This is a genomic window from Nonomuraea sp. NPDC051298 (assembly GCF_055586305.1).
The window spans coordinates 1-20,695 of the sequence record NZ_JBVJIM010000054.1 but is presented as its reverse complement, the minus strand read 5'-3'; the positions used below and the strand labels follow the sequence as shown (position 1 = coordinate 20,695).

The 20,695-nt window shown below is 66.8% G+C and carries 20 protein-coding genes and 1 pseudogene; 11 read left to right on the top strand and 10 right to left on the bottom strand.

Going from position 1 to position 20,695, the window contains the following annotated elements; translation table 11 throughout:
* Positions 1–478 precede the first annotated feature (478 nt).
* A complete protein-coding gene (locus tag ACZ6S0_RS52585) occupies positions 479–1,513 on the top strand; it encodes an ABC transporter substrate-binding protein (RefSeq protein WP_465928638.1) in 1,035 nt (344 codons plus the stop codon).
* Positions 1,510–2,673: a methyltransferase gene (locus tag ACZ6S0_RS52580; protein ID WP_465928636.1), complete on the top strand. Its 1,164-nt coding sequence runs from the start codon at positions 1,510–1,512 to the stop codon at positions 2,671–2,673. Before ACZ6S0_RS52585 ends, ACZ6S0_RS52580 begins: the two co-directional genes overlap by 4 nt.
* A gap of 531 nt (positions 2,674–3,204) precedes the next feature.
* Here the strand turns inward: ACZ6S0_RS52580 and ACZ6S0_RS52575 are convergent.
* Positions 3,205–3,747 carry a hypothetical protein gene (locus ACZ6S0_RS52575; RefSeq protein ID WP_465928634.1) on the bottom strand — a complete coding sequence of 181 codons (543 nt, stop codon included), beginning with the start codon at positions 3,745–3,747 and terminating at the stop codon, positions 3,205–3,207.
* Between the two features lie 283 nt (positions 3,748–4,030).
* Between ACZ6S0_RS52575 and ACZ6S0_RS52570 the strand changes: the two genes are divergently transcribed.
* Positions 4,031–4,534, top strand: coding sequence for a hypothetical protein (locus ACZ6S0_RS52570; protein WP_465928632.1), 504 nt, complete (start codon positions 4,031–4,033; stop codon positions 4,532–4,534).
* Between the two features lie 195 nt (positions 4,535–4,729).
* Positions 4,730–5,800: a phosphotransferase gene (locus tag ACZ6S0_RS52565; RefSeq protein ID WP_465928630.1), complete on the top strand. Its 1,071-nt coding sequence runs from the start codon at positions 4,730–4,732 to the stop codon at positions 5,798–5,800.
* A 31-nt stretch (positions 5,801–5,831) separates the two neighbouring features.
* Here the strand turns inward: ACZ6S0_RS52565 and ACZ6S0_RS52560 are convergent, their stop codons facing one another.
* A complete protein-coding gene (locus tag ACZ6S0_RS52560; protein WP_465928642.1) occupies positions 5,832–6,497 on the bottom strand; it encodes a zinc-binding dehydrogenase in 666 nt (221 codons plus the stop codon).
* Between ACZ6S0_RS52560 and ACZ6S0_RS52555 the strand changes: the two are divergent.
* Positions 6,438–6,667, top strand: a pseudogene (locus tag ACZ6S0_RS52555) (ISL3 family transposase); the annotation flags it as partial. The gene ACZ6S0_RS52560 and the pseudogene ACZ6S0_RS52555 overlap by 60 nt on opposite strands.
* Positions 6,668–7,359: 692 nt before the next feature.
* Here ACZ6S0_RS52555 and ACZ6S0_RS52550 read toward each other — a convergent pair.
* The 6 genes from ACZ6S0_RS52550 to ACZ6S0_RS52525 form a co-directional block, all read right to left on the bottom strand.
* The gene (locus ACZ6S0_RS52550) at positions 7,360–8,289 is read right to left on the bottom strand and encodes a carbohydrate kinase family protein (RefSeq protein ID WP_465928628.1); all 930 of its coding nucleotides are present in this window, start codon (positions 8,287–8,289) and stop codon (positions 7,360–7,362) included.
* A complete protein-coding gene (locus ACZ6S0_RS52545; protein WP_465928626.1) occupies positions 8,286–9,647 on the bottom strand; it encodes a family 4 glycosyl hydrolase in 1,362 nt (453 codons plus the stop codon). The genes ACZ6S0_RS52550 and ACZ6S0_RS52545 overlap by 4 nt, the downstream gene beginning before the upstream one ends.
* Positions 9,648–9,715: 68 nt before the next feature.
* The gene (locus ACZ6S0_RS52540) at positions 9,716–10,522 is read right to left on the bottom strand and encodes a GntR family transcriptional regulator (protein WP_465928624.1); all 807 of its coding nucleotides are present in this window, start codon (positions 10,520–10,522) and stop codon (positions 9,716–9,718) included.
* Positions 10,523–11,116: 594 nt separating this feature from the next.
* Positions 11,117–11,740 (bottom strand): GNAT family N-acetyltransferase, encoded by a 624-nt coding sequence (locus tag ACZ6S0_RS52535; RefSeq protein WP_465928622.1) that lies wholly within the window; start codon positions 11,738–11,740, stop codon positions 11,117–11,119.
* A gap of 355 nt (positions 11,741–12,095) precedes the next feature.
* Positions 12,096–12,329 carry a DUF397 domain-containing protein gene (locus ACZ6S0_RS52530; RefSeq protein ID WP_465928620.1) on the bottom strand — a complete coding sequence of 78 codons (234 nt, stop codon included), beginning with the start codon at positions 12,327–12,329 and terminating at the stop codon, positions 12,096–12,098.
* A 2-nt stretch (positions 12,330–12,331) separates the two neighbouring features.
* Positions 12,332–13,234 (bottom strand): helix-turn-helix domain-containing protein, encoded by a 903-nt coding sequence (locus tag ACZ6S0_RS52525; protein WP_465928618.1) that lies wholly within the window; start codon positions 13,232–13,234, stop codon positions 12,332–12,334.
* 187 nt (positions 13,235–13,421) lie between these two features.
* On the opposite strand from ACZ6S0_RS52525, the gene ACZ6S0_RS52520 reads away from it, so the two are divergent.
* From ACZ6S0_RS52520 to ACZ6S0_RS52510, 3 genes are all read left to right on the top strand, one after another.
* Positions 13,422–14,924 (top strand): hypothetical protein, encoded by a 1,503-nt coding sequence (locus ACZ6S0_RS52520; protein ID WP_465928616.1) that lies wholly within the window; start codon positions 13,422–13,424, stop codon positions 14,922–14,924.
* Between the two features lie 90 nt (positions 14,925–15,014).
* A complete protein-coding gene (locus ACZ6S0_RS52515; RefSeq protein ID WP_465928614.1) occupies positions 15,015–15,974 on the top strand; it encodes an asparaginase in 960 nt (319 codons plus the stop codon).
* 24 nt (positions 15,975–15,998) lie between these two features.
* Positions 15,999–16,466 carry a PPC domain-containing DNA-binding protein gene (locus ACZ6S0_RS52510; RefSeq protein WP_465928612.1) on the top strand — a complete coding sequence of 156 codons (468 nt, stop codon included), beginning with the start codon at positions 15,999–16,001 and terminating at the stop codon, positions 16,464–16,466.
* Between the two features lie 456 nt (positions 16,467–16,922).
* On the opposite strand, the gene ACZ6S0_RS52505 is transcribed toward ACZ6S0_RS52510, so the two are convergent.
* Entirely contained in the window at positions 16,923–17,123 is a 201-nt protein-coding gene (locus ACZ6S0_RS52505; protein WP_465928610.1) for a hypothetical protein, read from the bottom strand.
* A gap of 235 nt (positions 17,124–17,358) precedes the next feature.
* Here ACZ6S0_RS52505 and ACZ6S0_RS52500 point away from each other — a divergent pair, with 235 nt between their 5' ends.
* A complete protein-coding gene (locus ACZ6S0_RS52500) occupies positions 17,359–17,679 on the top strand; it encodes a hypothetical protein (RefSeq protein ID WP_465928608.1) in 321 nt (106 codons plus the stop codon).
* 20 nt (positions 17,680–17,699) lie between these two features.
* Here ACZ6S0_RS52500 and ACZ6S0_RS52495 read toward each other — a convergent pair whose 3' ends face one another.
* Positions 17,700–18,233, bottom strand: a complete 534-nt coding sequence (locus ACZ6S0_RS52495) for an ATP-binding protein (protein WP_465928640.1) — start codon at positions 18,231–18,233, stop codon at positions 17,700–17,702.
* A gap of 963 nt (positions 18,234–19,196) precedes the next feature.
* On the opposite strand from ACZ6S0_RS52495, the gene ACZ6S0_RS52490 reads away from it, so the two are divergent.
* Both ACZ6S0_RS52490 and ACZ6S0_RS52485 read left to right on the top strand, forming a co-directional pair.
* Positions 19,197–20,285, top strand: a complete 1,089-nt coding sequence (locus tag ACZ6S0_RS52490) for an aldo/keto reductase (RefSeq protein ID WP_465928606.1) — start codon at positions 19,197–19,199, stop codon at positions 20,283–20,285.
* Positions 20,282–20,695: hypothetical protein (locus tag ACZ6S0_RS52485; RefSeq protein ID WP_465928604.1), on the top strand; the 414-nt coding region annotated here is incomplete at its 3' end. The genes ACZ6S0_RS52490 and ACZ6S0_RS52485, both read left to right, overlap by 4 nt.

Sequence of the window (20,695 nt, the reverse complement as noted above, 5' to 3'; positions counted from 1 at the left end):
CCCGGGCTCGTCCCCGTCGCCGCATGGCGAACGAGCCCCGACGAGGCGGCCAATGACCTGACGGCGGAGAAGTTCGTCGGCGGCATCGCCATCCCGCCGCCGCGCCAGCCCGTCCCGGCTGCGACTGCTGCGACGTGACCAGGACCCTTCGCGGCACCCGCCCCTGCCACAGGTGGTTGCCGCACCCCTGAAGGGCCGGGCGCCGCCCGAGCCCGGCCCCGGCTGGGCCGCGAGGCGGGTAGCCGCACAATTTGTGTCCTGCCTCGCGGCCCACGCCCCAGCACGTGCCCGCCACATCTGCCTCTTCTTCACGTCGAGCCGGCGAAGGGGAGGCGGCCCGATCTGGCGCGGCGCGCTCATCGTCCTCGGCCCCTGCCTGCCGGCCGCGATTCCGGCAGCCGGCAGGCAAGCCATCACAAGCGTGTCCGCCGCCGACGGCGTCTGAGTCGAACCCATCACGCAGAAAGATCAGCCATCCATGCGACCCTTACATACTGTTACCGTCCTGTTGCTGATCGGGGTTTTGGGGGCGTGCAGCGCCCCGGGCACCCTCACCCAGCACAACGCCGGCGCCCTCGTAACTCCGACGACCGTCAAAGTCGGGATCATGCCGATCCCCGACTGCGTCACGGTCCCCGTAGCGCAACTGAAGGGGTACTTCAAGGACGAGGGCCTGCGCGTCGAACCCGTCACCGTCCAAGGCGGCGCCGTCGCCCTTCCCCTGCTCAAGTCAGGCGCCCTGCACTTTTCGATCATGAATCACGTGGCCGCCATCCAGGACGAAGCCCGCGAGCCCGGCACGATCAAGCTCGTCACGGACGCCTACCAGGCGGACAACGGCGCGTTCGTGCTCATGGCCCCGGGCGACAGCCCCATCCGCTCCGTCGGCGATCTGAGAGGCAAACGCGTCTCGGTGCTGACCCTCAACTCCGTCGGCACGCTGACCCTCGAAGCCGCGCTGAAGGTCCACGGACTCACGAAGGACGACGTGCGCGTCTCCGAGATGAACGTGACCGGCATGGGCAACGCCTTGGAGGGAAACCAGATCGACGCGGCGTGGATGACCGAACCCTTCATCACCGCCTACACCATGAAGGGCGGACGAAAGATCGCGGACATGATGGAAGGCCAGACCGCAGACCTGCCCATCGCCGGATGGGCCACGTCCAGCGAATTCGCCGAACGCAATCCAGGCACGGTCCGCGCCTTCCAGCGCGCCCTGCTGCGCGCTCAGAACGACGTGGCCAACAACCTGCAACTGGTCACCGACACCCTGCCCACCTACACCAAGATCGACAAGCGGGTGGCCAGCACCATCGTGCTCGGCACCTTCCCCATCGGCTTGGCCCCCTCCAGGATCCAGCGAGTCGTCGACCTCATGGTGGAGTACGGCTACATCAAGCCGGACACCGTCCAGGTCGGCGACCTGCTGCTGCCGGAACCCCCGATCCCCACCACACCCGCCGCATCGATCCTTCCGCCGCCGACCTCCAGCCAGCAGGTGCCCTCGTGACCGCCGACCAGTCCACCCAGCAGCCCGACGACCAGCCCAGCGACCCACCCAGCGACTCGGCCGGGGAGCATGACAACGGCGTGGCCCCGGCGTCGGCGCAGCCTCAGCGCACCCATCACACCACCGCCGCCAGCCGCAAGGACGATCTCGACGGCACACCCTTCGACCGGGTCCAAGCCGTGATCGACGCCGTACCTGACTTCGCCGCCCTGCACACCGCAGTCGTCGTCGGCATCTTCGAACATCTCGCCAGCGAGCCGCGCACCAGCGACGAACTGGCGGCCCTTTCCCAGTGCAACCCCTCAACGACGCGCCGGCTGATGCGCTGGCTGCACGCCTGCCGTTTCGTCACCACCGACGGCGACCGCTACCAGCTGACCCCGTACGGCGAAGTCCTCACCGCGCGCGCCACACGGTCCCAGCGGCACGCCGTCCTCGTCACGGGATCGCTGCCCTGGTGGAAAGCGGCCAGCAACCTGCCGGAGACCGTCCGCCGCGGTCATCCCCCAGGGTCCACCGGCCAGTCCCTGTACGACTACCTGGTGCGACACCCGGCGATCGGCCGTGAATTCGACCTGTTCATGAACTCCCGCAGCGCCGCAGTCGGCCAGGACCTGGCAACGTTCGACTTCACGAACGTCGGCACCGTCGCCGACCTCGGGGGAGGCCTGGGCGGCGTACTGGCCGCTATCTTGCACCAGCACAAGCACCTGCGCGGCATCCTCGCCGACCGTAAGGACGTTCTCGACCGCGCCCGCGACCACCAGATCCTCGAGGGGCTGGCCGACCGCGTCCAGCTCGCCCCGGGCGACCTGTTCGAGACCGTCCCCGAGGGCGCGCAGGTGTACATCCTGTCGTCGCTTCTCCACAACTACAGCACCGCCCAATGCGTGGAACTTCTCACCACGGTGCGTCACGCCATGGAAAAGGCTGGCGACCACCCCTCCGAAGTGTGGATCGTCCAGGGCATGCTGCCGCTTATCGCAGGCCGGCCCAGCAACTGGTACAGCACCGACATACGGATGATGTCCCTGTTCCCCGGCGACGGCGTACAGGACCGCGACACCATGTACCGGCTCGTGCAGGAAGCCGGCCTTCAGGTTCGCAAAACCAAGGACCTGTCGACGTCCAGCCAGTCGCTGATGATCGCCCATCTGTGATCAGCGGATCCGCCCCACACCGCGCACTGGGGAACCAGACCTGCACCGCGCGGCATCCCGCTCCGGCCGAACTGGGTGAGCCCAGCAGGAGCGAAACACGCTGCCAGGCTGCGGCATCCCAGCGCAGCCTCGCAGCGGCCCGCAGGACCCGCCACCACGCACAAGCCGCAACCCTCGCCCGACGCCGTCATGCCCCCCACCCAAGCACCAAGCCTTCCCACCCATCAATCAGACAGGCTCCCACATGAGCCCGCGGAAGCTCGCGCCTGGAGATCTGTTCGACACCGTCCCAGGCGGCGCGCTGGGACGAACGCCCGAACCGTCGACCGTGATCACGGCCCATCCACCCCACTTGTAAGCCGGCCATCGTCGGGACTCCACACGGTCGGGGTTTTCTGGCATGAGGATTGGCCTTGCCGCGTATGACCTCATGACCAGCACCGGGATGCGGCTGCCCGAGACGGCTTCCAACGCCTACTGCTGGTTGCCGGACTCCCGCCGGCACGGCCGCGGGCAGATGCCGGACGGCCTTCAGGCGAAGTGGAACAGCACGCCCTCGCCGCGTTCGGCCACCGCGAGGACGAAGGTGCGGAAATCGTTGAACTCGTCCTCGTCGACGAAGCCGTAGTCGTCGTGGGCGAAGCCGTCGCCGTCGACGGTGAACGCCTCGCCGCTGCCCTCGCACGCGTCGGCGAACCGTATGCCGCGCAGCCAGCCGGCCAGTTCAGCCATATCTGCGGGATCGAGTTCCATGGCCATGCTGTCCTCGTCCTCGTCGTGATTCGTGTCGTCCCCGTCCTGGTCCTCGCCGTCTTCTTCGTAGTCCCAGTTCAGGTCGACGTAGTCCCCGTCCATGAAGACGTTCAGGGGTGCGTCCCCGACCAGCGCCTCCCACAGGTTGAGCGAGAACCGCTCTATGGAGAAGGTGCGGCGCTGGACGCTGAGATTCGAGTCGAGCGGAGTCTTATCGCCCTCGGGGGTCTCGCGGATGAGGCGCGCCGCGTACGAGGGGTCCCGCCTGGCGCGCTTCAGTTCTTCCTCGGTGACGCTTCGCAGTGTCGCTGTGACGCCCACGCCTCTCCTACGGGTCGGGCTGACCGCGGTGGGACACGGCCGCCGGAGGCCAAGATCACCGCTCATGCTAATACTGCAAAGGTGTTTGACAGCTGGCCAGGTTGGTCGTTGGGGTGGTTGCAGGTAGGGGCCCTGCTGAGATGTCAGGCTGTGGCCGGGCGAACTGACCGCTCTGCATGAGCGGTTCGTGCACCGGTTCAACCGGTCGGAGCTGAGGGAGTAGGCACTGGCCTATTTGCGCGGCCTCTTGCTCGCCAAGCGCATTCGGTGGGGGGAGAAACGCATGCAAGAGGTCATCTTCGGCGGGGACGGGGCGGTGGATGCGGAGCCGATCCTCATGTCGCTCCACGCCGAGTACTACGAGCTGATCTGGCAGAGCCAGAAGCGGCATGAGTTCCGCCGCCGGTTCCTGGAGGGGCGGGCGAGCACGTGGTTCGTCTATCTCAACGCACCGGTCTCTCGGCTGTGTGCGGTCATCGATCTGGGCCCAGCCGTGGTGGGACGCTCCGGAAGAGATCGCTGCGATCGCCGAGCAGACCCGGGCTGGCAACGGCGCCACCGTGCTGGAGTACGTCCAGGACCTGGAGCGGGCGTATGCGATCCCGATCCGGGCGGTGCGGAGTATCCGGGCCTGTCGGCTGGCGAGCTACGCGCCGCACTCGGCTCCTTCCAGCCGCCGCAGGGTTATGTGCGGCTGCGGAACACGGGGAGTCTGGACATGCTGCGGATCTGCGAGAATCTTGCTGCAGAGGAACCCGTACGTCAGATGACCGTGCACCATCCTTGACTTACCCCCCGGGCCCTGAAGGCGGCTGATTCTCACCCGACTACCCCACGAGGAGGAGTCCGGGTTGAGGTTCGCGGTTCACAGGCCCGCATCCCGATCGCCTCCCCGCGCGTCCACCGTGTGCCCCACGGCGGCAGAACGGATGTTCGTGGGCGCGTTCACCGGGTGCGCAAGTCGCTTTCGCTCACTACGGTCATGGGTGTGATGACGGATGGGGTGGCGACGACCGGTGAGGCGTCGCAGAGCGGGCCAGATCTCGCTGACTTGAGGCGCGTGCAGGAGATGTTCGGGCTGGGCGAGGTCCAGGCGGTGTCGTTCCTCGCAGCCGGTCTGATGAACCGGAATTGGCGTGTCGACACTGAGACCGGGACGTACGCGCTGAAGCTTCTTCAGGACGTCCCGGTGGAGGCAGCGCGTCGTAGCGCTTTGGTGCTGGAGGCCCTGGCTGCAGCGGGCCTGCCAGTGAGTGCGCCCGTGACCACCCGCGATGAAGCTGAGCCTGTGCTGCAGATCGGGCCGCGTAGTTACCTGGTGTTCCCGTGGGCAGAGGGCGCTCATGTCGAAGGAGTCGCCCTTCCCGTGGACGAGGTCGCGGCCTTCGGCTCGGCGGTCGCCACGATCCATCGGGCTCTCAACGAGACGGCAAGGGTTCCGTTGCCGGAGCCGGATGCTCGCCCGCGAGCGAAGGTGACCAGCCCGGGAACGGCCATCGAGAAGGCCGACCGGCTCTTGGCCGCTATCACCGAGATCGCCGAACCAGGCGGCTTCGATCGCCTCGCGCAGAGGCTGCTCGAGGAACGTGAGGTTCTGCTCGCCAAGCACCATGCCGCCGTCCCGGAAGCGGGCGAGGCGCCGGGGCCGTTCGGCTGGACGCATGGCGATCTCCAGTTCCGGAACGTTCTCTACCGCAACGGGAGAATCGAAGCCATTCTCGATTGGGACAGGATCGCGATCAAGCCCTTCGGCGAGGAGGTGGCGCGTACTGCTCAGGTTCAGTTCGGCGGGGAGCACGGGCTGCTGGACCTGGAGCGGGTCGCCGCGTTTGTCGCCGGCTATCGCACGGTGATGCCGTTGTCGCGGGAGGATCTGGCGGACGCGGTGGACCGATTGTGGTGGAAGCGCATGTCCGACTACTGGATCTTCGAGTTCCACTACGATCGAGACGATCACGGCCCGGACTCACTGATGGAGCCCAGCGAACGGCTGCTGGCGTGGTGGACCGACCGGCGCGAGGACGTCCAGCAGGCGTTCGCTGCCGGTTCCTGACTCACGGCCGGCCTCGGTCGGTAGCCGTGACTCAGAACTGGATCATCGTGCGGATACCGCCTCGTGCGGACGCGTGGGCGAAGGCGTCGTTGGTCTCGCTGAGAGGCCATCGGTGGGTTGCCAGCTCGTCGGCGGTCAACTGACCGCCGACGACCATGCGCACGTAGACGGGGATGTCGTGGAGGGTGCGGACTTCGCCCATGACCGACCCGGCCAGGCTTCTGCCGTGGCGGAGCAGCCCCGCGGGGACCCTGATCTCGCTGGCTGAGGGCATCATCCCGACGATGACGACGCGGCCGCCGGGGGCAAGAGCCGCGAACGCAGCTTCGGCGAGGCATCGGTCGCCGACTGCCTCGACGGCGACGTCGACGCCCGACTGCGAGGTGATCGCGGCGACCGCGGCAGGCATGTCGTCGCGGGCGGGGTCGATGATGTCGGTCGCGCCGAGGGACAGGGCGGCTTGGCGGCGGTGGGCTTCGAGGTCGGCGGCGATGATGCGGGTGGCGCCGGTGGCCTTGGCGGCTTGGACGGCGCCGAGGCCGACGCCTCCGCAGCCGATGACAAGGGCTGATTGTCCGGGCCGTGCGGCGGCGGTGTTGAAGATGGTCGCCGCGCCGGTAGCTGGGCAGCAGCCGAGGACAACGACGCCAAGCTCACCGCCTGGATCATCGCCATCCGCGCCACCGACCTGCCCCACCTGCACAACTTCGCCAACGGCCTCGAACTCGACCGCCACGCCGTGAACGCCGCTCTCACCCTCCCGCACAGCAGACGGCCGGACCGAAGGCGTCAGCACCCAAGCGGATCATGAGGCAGATGCACGGCCGCGCCGAGTTCGACCTTCGCCACCGCATCCTGCTGCAATGAAGGTCACCCAACGCCACCACCGATTACGGGACAGAGCCGAATACACGGGGACCGAGGGCCTTATGCCGACGGAGTCTTGAACATCTGGGAACGAACCGTACCCGGATGGGGTGCCACCTGACCGCGCTCTTCGCTCGGCTACCGGTCGCCGACCGACGGCCCCCGGGTGGTCCCGGACAAGGCTGCGATCGCGGATCGCAGTTCGTGGTGGTTGGCGCTTTCGCCGTGCCGACCGAGGCCGGTGAGCAGGGGACTGTGCGACAAGGGCGCGACGCTGCGGCCATGTCCGGCAGGCCGCGAGCCGCTCCGGCAGGTCCGCCATCGACGGGACGATGTCGGCGAGCTCCACGATGTGCCCGGCCAGCGCCGACGCCGGGAGCCCCAGCAATGCGCCGGCGCCCAGCGGGCTGAGCGTCAACCACACCCCGCGCGTGCATCCCGCCTGCCTCAGCTCGGCCGCGTCCAGATGGAGCCCGGTCACAACAGCCCGGCGCCGCCGGCTCGAGCCGGGCCGCCCGACCCACGAGATCTCGAGCGAGTCCTCCTCGGGGATCGTGATCGACACCGTGGGCGAGGGAAGTCCGCGATGGACGACGGCTGAGGTGGTGCACCGCCGACTGAGGGCTCCCGGTTACGCACCGTCACTTCGGGCCGTGCGGCTCGGTTCTTAACGGGCACACAAGATGGGCCGGTCAGGCGGCCCAGGGTACGAGTTCGGGCGCGCGCTCGGCGATCTGGGCGAGGGACGGCGCGGCGGCGCCACCGTGGCCGGTGACCGAGAATGTGCCGCACAACGTGCCGAGCGCGGTGCTGCCGGCCAGGCCGAGCCCGAAAACGTGCCCCGCGACGAACCCGGCGTCGAAGCAGTCCCCCGCGCCGATGGTGTCGATCACGGTTACCGCCTCGGCGGCGGTGCTCACGCGTTCGGTGGAGGTCGCGGCAAGCGCCCCGTACGCCCCGTTCTTGATCACGACCGTGGGCGTCAGCTCGCACAGACGGTCGAGGGCGTCGTTGAGCTCCCCATGACCGGTGAGTACGCGCGCCTCGCCGGCGTTGGGCGCGAAGATGTCGACGGCCTTCAGCGCGGCGGTGATCGCGGGGTCGTCCAGTGTGGCGTCGGTGTGCTGGCAGTCCATGAAGACGACAGCTCCGACCCGGTGCGCGGCCTCGACCAGCGCGTCGAGCCGCGGGCCGACGGTGAGCTCGGTGAGCAGCACGCACGCCGGACGCCGGTCCAGGATGACGCCGATCACGTCGAGCGGGGGCAGCGGCTCCTTGAACGAGACGAACCCGCGTTCGCCGCCGTAGGACATAGCCACCGAGATGTTCCGGACAGGGCCGGGATGCAGCAGGTAGGCGGAGGTGTCGATGCCCTCGGCGTGGGCCTCGTCCAGGATGAGGCGGCTGTGCGGGTCATCGCCCAGCCGGGCGGCCCACACGGCGGGCACGCCGAGGCGGTGCAGCGCCCGCTGAGGGGTGAAGGCCCCGCCGGGCAGGGAAGCCGTCCCCGTGCCGAAGACCTCCGTACCGGGTTGCGGCCAGCGGGGCAGGCCGGCGAAGACCAGGTCGAGGTAGTAGTCGCCGACGATCAGTACCGAGCGGCCGGCAGGGAACGCGCTCACCGCCACTGGCCCGCGTGGTCGTGGTGGGCGGCGAGGTAGTCGTCGGCCAGGGCGGCGGCCCGCGAGTAGGACAGGACGAGCGGGTGCGCCATCAGCGCCTGGACCGCGAGCGAACGGGAACGGGCGGCGACCGCCCGCACGGTGAGCCGTTCGAAGAGCTTCACTTGGCGCATGAGGCCCGCCTGGGGCTCCGGCACGGCGCCGATCGGCAGCGGCCGGATGCCGGTGGCGTCGGCGACCACACTCATCTCGGCCACGTCCTCCGACGACAGGGCGTCGATGTGGCCGGCGGCAGGCACGTTCGCGGCGCAGTAGCGGGCCGGGCCTCCGGTCATGGCCGCCATGAGGTCGAGCGCGACGGCGGCGTACCCCTCGCTGCCCTCGCCCAGGGTACGCTCCCCGGCCGGTGCCGTGCCCGGCTCGGCGTAGCTCATGTACGTCGAGCGGCGCCCCGCCTCGTAGGCCCGGTAAGCGGCCACCGCCTCCTCGGGCTGGTCGGGGCCGATGCGCGCGAGTTCGCCCAGCAGGTCGGCGTTGCGGCCCGCGACCTCCTGGCCCCGGCTCGACTCTTCGGAGCTGGTGTGCGCCACGGCCTCCTCGGCGAAATAGTAGTAATACAGGTACTCGTTGATCCACATGCCGGACAGCTCGCTCAGGGCGGCAGGAAAGAAGCGCTGCAGCGTGCCGGCGCGGAAGCGGGGCTCGGCCAGCAGCGGCGCCAGCAGGTCACGGCCCTGCTGATCGCGGACCGCCCGTACCCATGACAGGTGGTTGAGGCCGAACACCTCGGGCCGCAGGTCGTTGGCGTCGAGACCGTGTACGGCGGCCACGGCGTGCTGGGCCAGGTTGGCGCTGTCGCAGATGCCGACGGTCCGCTCGTGCCCGGCGTCGCGCAGGGCCTGCGTGACCAGTCCCGCCGGGTTGGTGAAGTTGAACAGCCAGGCGTTGGGGCTCAGCTCGGCGAGCAGTTCGGCGTAGTGGAGGATGACGGGGATCGAGCGCATCGCCATCGCGAACCCGCCCGCGCCTGTCGTCTCCTGCCCGAGCACGCAGTGCCGGACCGCGATCTGCTCGTCGGCGACACGTGCGGCGTCCCCGCCCACCCGTACGGTGGTCACCACGAAGTCCGCGCCGTCGAGCGCCCTCCGCGCGTCGGTGGTGGCCACCACCCGCACGTCGCCGTGGCGCCGCGCCAGGTGGGCCGCAACGCCGCCGAGCAGCCGCAACTTGTGCTCATCGACGTCGAGGAGCACGATCTCGTCCAGCCCCAGCTCCGCGGCGCGCATCGCCGCCGACTCGACGAACACGGGGCCGCGGACACCACCGCCGCCTACGAGTGTGAGTTTCCTGTCACCCAAGGGAACGTTCCTTTCTTCCTGGTTGAACGGCCATCCCTGGCGGGACGGCATCGAGCGCGCGTTCGCGATCAGTCGGTGCGGGGCGCGTCCGCGGAATCAGCCGGCGCCGGGCGTGCGACCACGGTGACCGCGCTCTCCTGCGGAGGCAGGTCCTGCAGGATGCGGATGGGCAGCCGCCATGGATGGTGCAGCGACCGGGACAGCTCGACCACGCGCCCTTCCTCGTCGAAGGTCAGCTGATCGACGCTCAGGCCGATCGGCGGATCGCCCAGGTCCAGTTCGCCGGCCTCCTCCGGATCGGCCAGCCGGGCGCTCACCGTCGTGTCGGCCTTGACGAGCCGCAGCCCGAAACGGCCCCTGAGCTGCTCGAAGAGCGAGGCCCTGGAGAAGTCGGTCTCTGCCAGCCCCGGCACCAGGTGGTGAGGCAGCCACACCCGCTGCACCGTGAGCGGCACCCCGTCCCCCAGCCGCACCCTGGCCAGATGCACGACCTCGGCGCCGACCGGCAGCCGCAGTTTCCTGGCCACCGCGGCCGAGGCGGCCATGACCGAGCAGTCGAGCACCCGGCTGCTCGGTACGACGTCGTCTGCCGTCATCGCCGTCGTATGGCTGACCAGCGCGTGCAGCTCCTGCGGGCCCGGCCTGGCCGCGACGAAGAATCCCTTGCCCGCGGCGCTGGCCAGGTAGCCCTCGGCGACCAGGTCGCGCAGCGCCTGCCGGACGGTGATGCGGCTGACGCCGAGCCGGGCGATCAGCTCCCGTTCCGACGGCAGCCGTGTCCCTTGGGGCCAGACCCCTCCGTCGACCAGCTCCCGTATGTGCTCTTTGATCTGCTGATACAGCGGCAAAGGGGAATCTTTGTCTACCTCGAACACGCACTCATCATATCTGGACATATCCAGTTATGCCAGACAGTCCGAAGCCAATGACACTCTCATCGACCTGTCCAGACGCGGTGTCCAGTTCGGCCTCGGCGCCAGCGTCTACGGCTGGAACGGTCCGTTCGGCCGTCTGTTCCCGCAGACCCTGGCCATGGTCGCCGAGGACACCCTCGCCGTAACGCGGTAGGTGAACCACCGCATGAAGAACTGGGCGGCCGCGCACCCCGGGGACGTCCTGACGGTGTTGGAACTGTTCCGGCTGTGCCGCGACCTGCTCGACATCCACGCCGTAGGGCTGCGGCTTCGCAGTAGCTTCCCAGATGGGCGCCGAGCGAAGGCCGAGGGGCCTTTTGCCCCTGGTTGCCCATGGCTGTCCCTGATACCATCGCCGGTTTCGTGTGCCTCATCAGCGAACTCCAGGCCTACGATCTGGCTCTCAAATCTCCCCCTTGCCCTTCCCCTACCATGTCCCCGACCCCGAGACCGCCGCCGTGGAACAGACGATCACTACCCACGCCACCGGCCGACATAGTCCATTGGAGGCGAGGCGGAATTGGGCGACTGCCTTCCGAAAAGCGGGTAGGCAGCTCACCGAGCTGGCCCAGGACGGCCTGCGCCGAAGAGGTCGTGGCAGTCTTCGAGGCCAGTGACCTCTACCTGACCGTGGGAGTGTCGCTTCCATTCGGCAGCGTCGATGACCATGATGTGCTGCACCAGTCGCTCGCCATCCCGGGCGGAAGATCGATGCCCGTTGTCCCGGTAGCCCAGCTTTTGGGAGACGGCTGCGGAAGCGGTGTTCCCATCGACAAATTCCGTCTGGGCTTCGGTCGCCCCCAGATGGGTGAACGCCAGATCGAGGACTGCGGCGCGAGCTTCGGTGCCGTAGCCGCTCCGTTGGTGCGCCAAGCTGATCCAGGATCCGGTTTCCACGGTCCTGGTGATGGCGAAGTCCGTTGCCCACATGTTCTGCAGTCCGATGGCAACACCGTCTAGTCGGATGGCCAGCTGAAGGTCCCATCTGTCGGGGCGCCAGTGGGCCAGCGCCCGCCAGTGCCGTTGCAGGAGTTGCCGCTCCCGTTGAGGAGACTCCGCGTACAGGAAGGATTGCTGGAAATGGACCTCGCCGGGAGGCTGGATCTGCGCGGAGGCCTGGCAGAGCTCCAAGAGGTCACGCGCCGTGGGCACGGCCAGCGTAAGACGTTTGGTGGCCAAGCGAAGCCCGAACTGCGGCCATACAGAGCTCAGGTCGGTGTCGTCCCTGCCGTGACCCGCACGCTCAGTGGTAGCACCTCCCTCTGTACGCATGCCCGTTGCTGGGTGCCCATCGTCAGTCACCAGTGGCCTCCTGCTCGCGGCGCAACCTCGCTGGCCACGCCTCAGGGAACGGCTAGAACACGACAATAGCGGGCTCCCTCCCATTCACGCCCCCACACGAGAAGAGCCCCGGACGGGCTCGGCCGGTAATGAAGGAGAATGGTTACAACGGCCCCGATTGGCGCATCTGGCTGCCGAGACGATCTGCGGAGGCGGGCTCACCCAGCTTCGGGGCATGCCACGCGCCTGTCCCCTACAAGTCGAGCAGGAAGTCGAAGTCGCCGTCCTTCGCCCCAAGCACCCATGCCTTGGCTTCGGCTGGGGTGTATACATGGGGCAATCGGTCAGGATTTTGAGAGTCGCCAACCAGTACATAGCCATGCGAGACGCCGACGCGAACGCAGTTTCCAGTGCCGCTGCGCTTGGAGATCTTCCAGTCGACCGTGGTCAAGTCGAACAAAGACGGATGCGGCTTGCGCGTTGTCACTACTACAGCTCCTTCATCATTTTCTTAAGATAAGCTTCTGTATCGCTTGGGCTCCACGCCCGCTCCCATAGATCGGCGAAAGCCTCGGCGTAGCGCTGGACGTCCGCCTCGGTGTCGAAATACACCGAGCTGACCATGGTTTCGGCCCACACGACAGCACGGGCGGCTTCTGGGAAGTGCATGAGCACGAAGGGACCCGCCATCCCCGGGTGGCATCCGATCGAGTTCGGCAGAACTTTGATGGCGTTCCGAGGCTGCTCGGCTTCGTCCAGCAGTCGTTGCAACTGCGCCCGAATCACGGCACGATCGCCGACGACGCGGTGCAGCGCACCTTGGTCTATCAGAGCACGGAAATCCTGAAGAGCTCCGTCCAGCATCTGCTGTTGCCGGTCCATGCGGACGTCGACAAGCGCTTTAACCCCGGAATGTCCCAGATCGGGGCGCATGCCGGCGATCACGAGCCGGGCATAGTCCGCAGTCTGCACGAGCCCGGGGATGAGAACTGTCTCGTAGTTGAAAAGTGCGGCAGCTCGCCGCTCCATTTTGAGGAAGCCTTCAAACTGCAGGGGACCGAGCAGCGCCGCATTGCGCCGCCACAGCGCTGGACGCGGTCGGCCGACTGGCGAAGTTTCTGCGCTGAGGAGTTGCAGAATCTCGGAGCGTTCGCCAGCGTCGGCTTGGTAGCACTGAAGCAGCGCTTCCGCCAGTTCGCGTGAGACTCGGCGACGTTGGCCGCGCTCGAGCCTGCTCAGTCCGCTCTTGTCGATCTTGATGCCGCTCTCGCGTAGCACCGGGTGGTCGGCGACCTCGCTCTGCGTCAGGTTGCGACGCTCGCGCAACTCTTCGAAGCGTAGCCCGAGCTCACTCAGGACCAGCGACCACGGTGGCTGCTTCGCTTCCGGCATGGTGGCCAGTGTGACGGGTTGCCGCTGTCACTTACAACTAATCTGTCGAGCAATTTGCTCAGGCATGTTGCTATCGCCGTGGTGAGGGAGCATTCTAGCCAGGGGCGCGACGCGCACGGTGCCCGTCGCCTCGCGCGGCACATGTCGCTGCCTGCTCGACCTTTCAACCCCCAGGAGGGCTGACGAGATGCCCCGCCCTACGTTGTTCCGTCTCCTGGTAGAGGAGCGCCGCTGGGGCAACTGGGAGGTATTTAGCGGCCACTTCGAGGAAGACGCACGGGTGCTTGCCAAGGAGGCAAATGTTCCCCGGCTCGCGAGCGTCACGGTGGCGCGGCGCACGTTCGACCGCTGGTTCGCCGGCGATTGCACGCGTCCGCAGAAGGACGCGGCGCAGGTGTTGGAGCACCTTCTGGGCTTTCACTGGAGCGATCTATTTGCTGCGGCGCCGGATGTCCTCAACGCCCGCAAGAGCGTGCACGACCGCGGCGGCTTGCGGGCTTCTATTGTCATCGGTGAGCGATGGCCCACCTCGCGACTGTTTCTGTCTGCGGCCGATGACGTTGCCGACTCCTGGGAGCTGGCGGGTCGCAATGTCCTGGACGGCACCACCTCGGCCGTTCATTTCCTGCCGACGGTCAGGCGCCACGATGCGGTGATCCTGCGCCCCGCCGGCCCTGCGGCTTTGAAGAGATTCCTTCGGCAAGCTCGCCGCGGCCTTCTCGTCGGAGTAGAGGAGCAAGACGACGACCTGCGCCTGTACGTCATCGACTCAGTGAATGCCCGCAAGAACCTGGCCGCCTTCATACCCCGCGATGAAGGACTCGCGGTCTCGGCCGCCCATGAACTGGACGACCTGACGTACGGCATCCTGTGGTCCCTGATACAGCTTGACGACGGGCTCTTGGCCGATGACCACAGTCTGGATGAGGAGCAGCAGGTGCTTGAGACTCACCTGCAACTTCCGCGTTCGGCGCCCAGCCGGATGGCATTCCCCATTCTGACGTCTGTCGGGGCAAACTGGCTGGGATCTGTGTTTTGCGCACAACACATCCGGCGTCGACTGGAGGACGTGTCGGAGACACCCATGTTCTGGACCCGGGAGCAGACCGGTGAGGAGGCTGCAGCCTGGTTATTCTTCCGGCACAAGGTCGCCTACCTTCAGGGCCTCCAACGCCAGTTCGGCGGCGTTGCCAGCCCGTTGTCGCGGACGTTTTGCATCCCTGAGGCACAGGTAGGCCATAGCGGCCGCTACGAGCGTGTTCTGCTGTTCCTGGCCATTGCGCTCATGGAGATGTACGGCATCCGCGTTCAGGTAACGGCGCGCCCGGAGTACTCGATCGTCGACGGGTTCGCTCTGGTGCCGGGCCAGCGTGCGATCGTGGCGAACTGGGTGCGCACCGAAGCGCTCTGGCAGGCGGACACCACCACAGCCCGGGGTGACCTTCGCCGTTATCACGAGGCCATCAAGGATGCCGCCGATCAGAGCCTCATGGAGGGCACCGACCCGGAGACGCGACTGCGTGCCCTGGCCGACTACCTCGACCTCGATTGGAAGTGGCTCACAGGCCGGTGCCGTGACCTGGGCGACTACGGGGTGGCCAACCTGGTGCGCTCACGCAGCAGGCTGATCAAGGTCGATGCCCTCAATGAGGTACTGCGATTTGTGGGCAGACTTGACTCTGATCGATAGGCGTGAGGGTTCTCTCCACGCGTCAACAGTTCCCCGAGAAAGGCCATCGCTGTGCCTGCCGTCTCCGCAGACCAGACCCGGAGGATCCTCGTGGTCACCCTGGGCGGCACGATCGCAATGACCAGAACCTCTGGCAAGGCTGGGGTGACACCGCGCCTGACCGGAGCCGACCTCGTCGCTGCGGTGCCCGGCCTGGATGAAGGTACCGCGATCATCGTCAAGGACTTCCGCCAGGTCCCAGGCGCGTCACTCACGGTCGACGACGTTGCTGAGCTCGCCGAACTGCTCAATGAAGCCGAGGCAGCAGGTATGGACGGCTTCGTCGTCACGCAAGGGACTGACACGCTCGAGGAGACGGCCTACCTCCTGGACCTGTTCTACACGGCAGACGCGCCCCTGGTGCTGACCGGGGCGATGCGCAACCCGGAGATGCCCGGCGCCGACGGCCCGGCTAACCTGCTGGCTGCGGTGCGCACCGCCGTCAGCGGCGATGCCCGGGGCCTGGGAGCGCTCGTGGTGTTTGCCGATGAGATCCACGCGGCACGCCACGTCCGTAAGGTTCACTCCACCAGCGTCGCCGCCTTCGCCTCGCCAGGCGCCGGCCCCATCGGTCACGTGATCGAAGGGGTTGCACGGCTGTACTTCGCGCTTCAGCGCTACCGCGCGGTTCCGCTGCCGCGGCGACCAGCCGCTGTCGAGATCGTGCACACGACCCTGGGGGGTGATCCTTCAGCGCTGTCTGACCTCGACCGCCGCCTGGACGGGCTGGTTATCGCGGCCTTCGGTGCCGGCCATGTGCCGGCGACGTGGGCCGGTCCCTTGCAGACGCTGGCGGAGCGGATCCCGGTGGTGCTGGCCTCCAGAACTGGGGCCGGCAGCGTCCTGACCGACACCTACGCCTTCCCCGGCTCTGAAAGTGACCTCCTTGCCCGTGGTCTGATCAGTGCTGGCCTGCTGGATCCGTACAAGGCGCGGCTGCTGCTCTTGGCCGAGTTGCGCGCGGGGGCGGACAGGGCCAGAGCCGAGTCCGCCTTCACCGAACGCCGTTGATCACATCACGAGCAGGAGATCGATATGCGTGCCACGCAGTTCACCCGGGGCCGGGAATTCATCTTCGCCATCGATCATGAGGAAGACTTCTTTCCCGCGCTGGAGAAGCTCTGCGCGGAGCATGCGATCCGTGCCGGTTACATTCCCACCTTCGTCGGCGGGTTCAGCTCGGCAAAGCTGGTAGGTGCCTGCGGTCCGCTGAAGCGTCCTGAGGCCCCGCTGTGGGACCACATCGAAGTAACGACGCTCGAAGCGCTCGGTTGCGGAACGCTGGCATGGGATTCCACCGAGAATCGCTTGGCACCGCATATCCACGTCTCCGCAGGACTGAAGGGCGACTCTGCCGACGGGCGGACCAGCCACCTGCTCGCTGCTCACGTACAGTTCATCGTCGAACTCGTCGTTGTCGAGATCACGGAGCCCAGCTTGACCCGGCCCCGGCAGCCGAGCCTGTTCGATGTTCCGCTTCTCACCTTCAATGAACCGCGCTGAGGGCCAAGAAGACGTGGCAGGTCAGGTTGCACGAGAACGGCGCGGGAAGGCCGCTCGTCCACCGAGGCTCGGGCCTTCACCCCTGGAAGGCGGACCGAACAGGCCGACGACGATCACGTCGGTTTCTCGCGTGTGCCCCACCTCCAGGACCCGGGAGGCGGGTCACACGCTGCAAAACGTCACGAGTCATGCTGCATGAGGTGCCGGCCGTCTGCGGTCCTGCACGGGCAGGCTGGCTGACCTGGCAAGGCCCGCCTGCGGCCAACGGGGACGGCCGTGAGCCAGAAGGTCTGGTTCACGGCTCACGCCTGGACCAGGCTTCGAGGGCGAAACGCTACAGCCGGTTGCCGGAAAGCCATCCGTAGTGCCGACGCGGCTCGTGGGAGGCAGCAGCGGATGTCTTTCGACTGCACCGGGGCAACGCATCCTCACCTTCGTGGCCTGGCAGTCGTGCTTCTAGAGATTCTGCAGGAGCGTCCGCAATTCGCTGCGGTCGGCGCGGAACGGCTCGGCCTCAGGGCGAGACTGGTGCCGCACGGCCACGCCGTTGTCATTGAAGAAGGCGATTTCGAGTGTCGTGCCTTGGACGAGCACGAAGTCTTCATCGAGGATCTCGTACTTGTCCAGGGCACGCGTCGCGCTCTGTGTGATGGTCACGTGGTTCAGTTCCTTTGCGATTGAGAGGAATGCCAGGTGAAGTTGCCTGGCCTTGGAGACCCAGCCCGCACACTGAATGCCTTTCAGCGACGGGCTGGGGGCTTGATGGGCCAGCGAGTGCACGTACCCCTGCGGAGGAACTGCTCTGCCAGTCGGCTCGTTTTGAGCTGACAGGGCCGACAGAGCAGACGCGTAGTATCTCCGCGGCTATCTCACTGGTGCGGACGAGACGTCTATGACGCCCCGTCACGATATTCACGACAAAGGGTGCCGAGGAACCTGCGATCTTTCGAGCTGGAACCTCTCCCCCGATGCTGATGAGAAGCGTCGCTACGTCCAGATGTGCGAGGTGCGTGAAACCACGGTTGCCACTGCTGCGCACTGCTCTTCCGAAAATCAACTGCCAGGCGTTGCTGCATGGCCATTTCATCGGCCCAAGCCTGACGAAGCTGAACGTCTGCTGGGCCGGCAGGAACAGGTGTTTGGCGCCCGGGCCGTGAAGCTGCCCAAGAACTCGATCTTCGCTGGCCACAAGGTTCTCCTTCCACGCGGCTGAGCGCTATTCGTGTGATGGGATCAGGCGACGTTACGCGCGATCTCGGTAGCGGGCTGCTCGGCTGGGATGACGACCGGTTCGGCGGGGCGTGGAACAACCAGAGATGAGCTACGGCGCGTTGGCAGCGCGAAGGTGACCGCCTTCCCCGGACGCGGGGCAAGATAGGCGAGCGCGGGGTAAAAGTCGCACCGCCCGGCCGTCAGTGTGTACACGAGTTCAAGGCCACGCCCAGACTCATCAACATGCTGGGAGAAGCCTCGGCCGAGGTTTGCGAAGGCCTCAGGAAGGTGCCCACAGTCTCCACCATCGAAGATGGCACACCAGACAGGGCAACCATGCACGGAGAGAATCCACAGTTCGTACGGTGGCCGACCGTGTTTCATCGCGTTGCCCGCCACCTCTGACACCGCCAAAACCGCGTCATGCACAACGTCTTCTCCCACCCCCGCCTCCGTCAGCACCCCGGCGAGCGACGAACGTGCTTGGCTCGCGGCCCGATGGGGTATGAGGGGTTTGACCTGGGCTCGAAGACCCCTGCGAAGATCACGAAGCACATTGGGCGCAAGCACGCCAACCTCCCAGAAACATTCACCTTGCCAGAGCACGGGTATGCCGGCGCGCTCAGTTCACACCAGCCATTCCCGGGTCAATGTGGGGGTTCCAGGCGCGAAGCGTGAACGCTCCATCGAGCATCTTCGTGAACGCCATCCGCGCTCGGAGCCGGGCTAGGTGATGCCGACCCACTCCATGATGGCCACTATCGGGGGCCGATGTAACGCCACACGGTCGCCATTTCTCCGCCACTTCTCGTCTTTCGCGATCATTTCATGGCCGAAGCTACCAGCCCGCCACCCACTATTCTTGGCGAATTGTCCTTGTTTAGATGGATTATAAGGTCGGACCCATTGAGCTACTCGTCGTGAAATGGCGAAGTAATGGCGGCGGTGTGGCGTTGAGACGCCACGAAGCTCCGGCCATGGTGGAACCGGACCCGCCACCGGCGCGCCGTAGGGCGCCTTGAGCGAGGAGGCGAGAGTGGCTCCAGCACCCACACGGTTGAGCCGCGAGCACGGTCTGGGAGAACCGACCGACCACGGTGGCCTCGGCTTCATAGACTTCGGAACGTCTCGGCCACTTACCCGACGGCAGACACACGTGGCGCTGTTCCCTCACACCAGCACCAAGCAGCCAGCCCCCGCGGCGCTCGTAACTCGAAGCCTCGTAGGCACCGCCTTCTCACACAGCCGCGCAAGCAGCCTGAATCGCGGATCGGGCGTCACCGCCATCTGCACGGTTCCACCAGCGGACCAGGTGCGCGACATCTACGTCACATGCAGCCGCCGCCTACACGTGGGGCAGCAGCGCTGGACTGCCCGAACACCTCGGCCAAGTAGAACACGCGTTGGGGCGGCAGTTGCGTCCGACCTCACCGGTGGTACCCAGTGACACAGCTCCCGCTGACACCGCGCCCAGTGACACCGGCACCAGACCTATCGCCACGCAACCTGTGCCGTGAGGTGAGCACCTACCCGGTGGGCGTGCGCTGCACAGCGCCAGCAAACGACGGTGTCTTCCTCGAGGGACTCCGCCGCGCGGCGGATTTCGGCGCAACGTTGCTGGACACGGCAGATTGGTACGGCCGCGGGCACGCGGAGCGCCTGATCGGCCGTTTCCTGCGCGAGCGCCCAAAACCTCCCCTGGTACTGAGCAGCAAGGTCGGTCGGCTACAGGGTTCCGCACCTCACCCATACAGCGGCCGGCATATTCAGCACCAACTCGAGCAAACGCTGGAAAACCTCTACGTCGAGTGCCTCGACCTGTACTTCCTGGAGTCCTTGAACTTCGGCGAGGGTGACCGGCACCTTGGACCAGCCATCGACCAGATGCGCACCCTGAAGGAGCGGGGCTACGTCAAAGCGATCGGAATGCGCGGACCTCACCTCGACCCTGGCACGTCATCCGCAATGGGGCAGGCACAGGCCGAGCGTTTCCTCCACCTGTTCCACCTGATCAAGCCGGATGTCGTGTTGATGCGCTGCAACGGGCTGATCTGTCCAGTACATATGGACGGCGAGGATATCTTCGCCTTCACCCGGCGTCATGGGGTGGGATTGATCTTGTCCGCGCCGTCGCCCTACGCCCTGCTCACAGGCGGAGTCGGCACGCTCCTGCGGGTGCAGCAATCCTCGTGGTCTCCCACCGACTCATGGTCAGGTCTCACTACCCAGACACAGGCTGCGATCACCGCAGCTCTTCAGACGCTGCGTGAGCACTTCGGCGACGCCCCAGGCACATTGACAAGGCTCGCTCTGCGCTGGTGCCTCAAACGCGCCGACCATTGCACAGTGGTCGTCGGCCTGGCTGACGCCGAGCATATGGAGGAGCTCTTCACCTGCATCGGACCGCCGCTGACCGTCGCCGAAAACGCAGCCGTGGACGACATCTACTCGCGTATCCGCGCAGCAGTTCATGCAGGCGTGCGCCCGGCGACGCTTCATGACGGATCCGAAACATGGAGCCAACGTATGCCCCCTCCCCATCCGTCCGCGCGATGCAATGTGCTGCGGACTGGTCCTGAGGATCACTTCAAGGAAGGCTTTCGATGAAGCGGTGGCATGACCTGCCCGGCGAGGTGCAACGCGACGTGCAGCGCCGCATTGGGCCGATCGACGGTGATCGGGTGGGGCTGGCCGCTGCGCCATACGCGATGCCTTCCGCCGCCGCCGCGGTGTTGAATGACACCGCGCCCGGCTACGGCGGCTTCCGCCTGGTCGGCCGCACCCAGGCCCGCGTGTACTGGTCGGCCGACCACGGACAGGCGTGGACGCGCAGCGGCGAACTCCTCCTCCCGACCGGGCATCCCGAAGCGGCCAACCGGTGCCTCCTCTTGGCGCTCACGGATCCGTCGCTCCGCCTGCCCAGCCTGCAATGGCGTGTGGACACGTGGCGTCTGCTCCCGAACACGGCCATGGCCGGGGCCGAGACGTCGCCGATACGCCTGGGCAGCGGCTGCGCT

Coding starts and splice junctions, on each gene's coding strand:
- ACZ6S0_RS52585 (WP_465928638.1), top strand. CDS start 479: ATGCGACCCTTACATACTGTTACCGTCCTGTTGCTGATCGGGGTTTTG.
- ACZ6S0_RS52565 (WP_465928630.1), top strand. CDS start 4,730: ATGGGTGTGATGACGGATGGGGTGGCGACGACCGGTGAGGCGTCGCAG.
- ACZ6S0_RS52510 (WP_465928612.1), top strand. CDS start 15,999: ATGCGTGCCACGCAGTTCACCCGGGGCCGGGAATTCATCTTCGCCATC.
- ACZ6S0_RS52500 (WP_465928608.1), top strand. CDS start 17,359: ATGACGCCCCGTCACGATATTCACGACAAAGGGTGCCGAGGAACCTGC.
- ACZ6S0_RS52570 (WP_465928632.1), top strand. CDS start 4,031: ATGCAAGAGGTCATCTTCGGCGGGGACGGGGCGGTGGATGCGGAGCCG.
- ACZ6S0_RS52520 (WP_465928616.1), top strand. CDS start 13,422: ATGCCCCGCCCTACGTTGTTCCGTCTCCTGGTAGAGGAGCGCCGCTGG.
- ACZ6S0_RS52525 (WP_465928618.1), bottom strand. CDS start 13,234: ATGCCGGAAGCGAAGCAGCCACCGTGGTCGCTGGTCCTGAGTGAGCTC.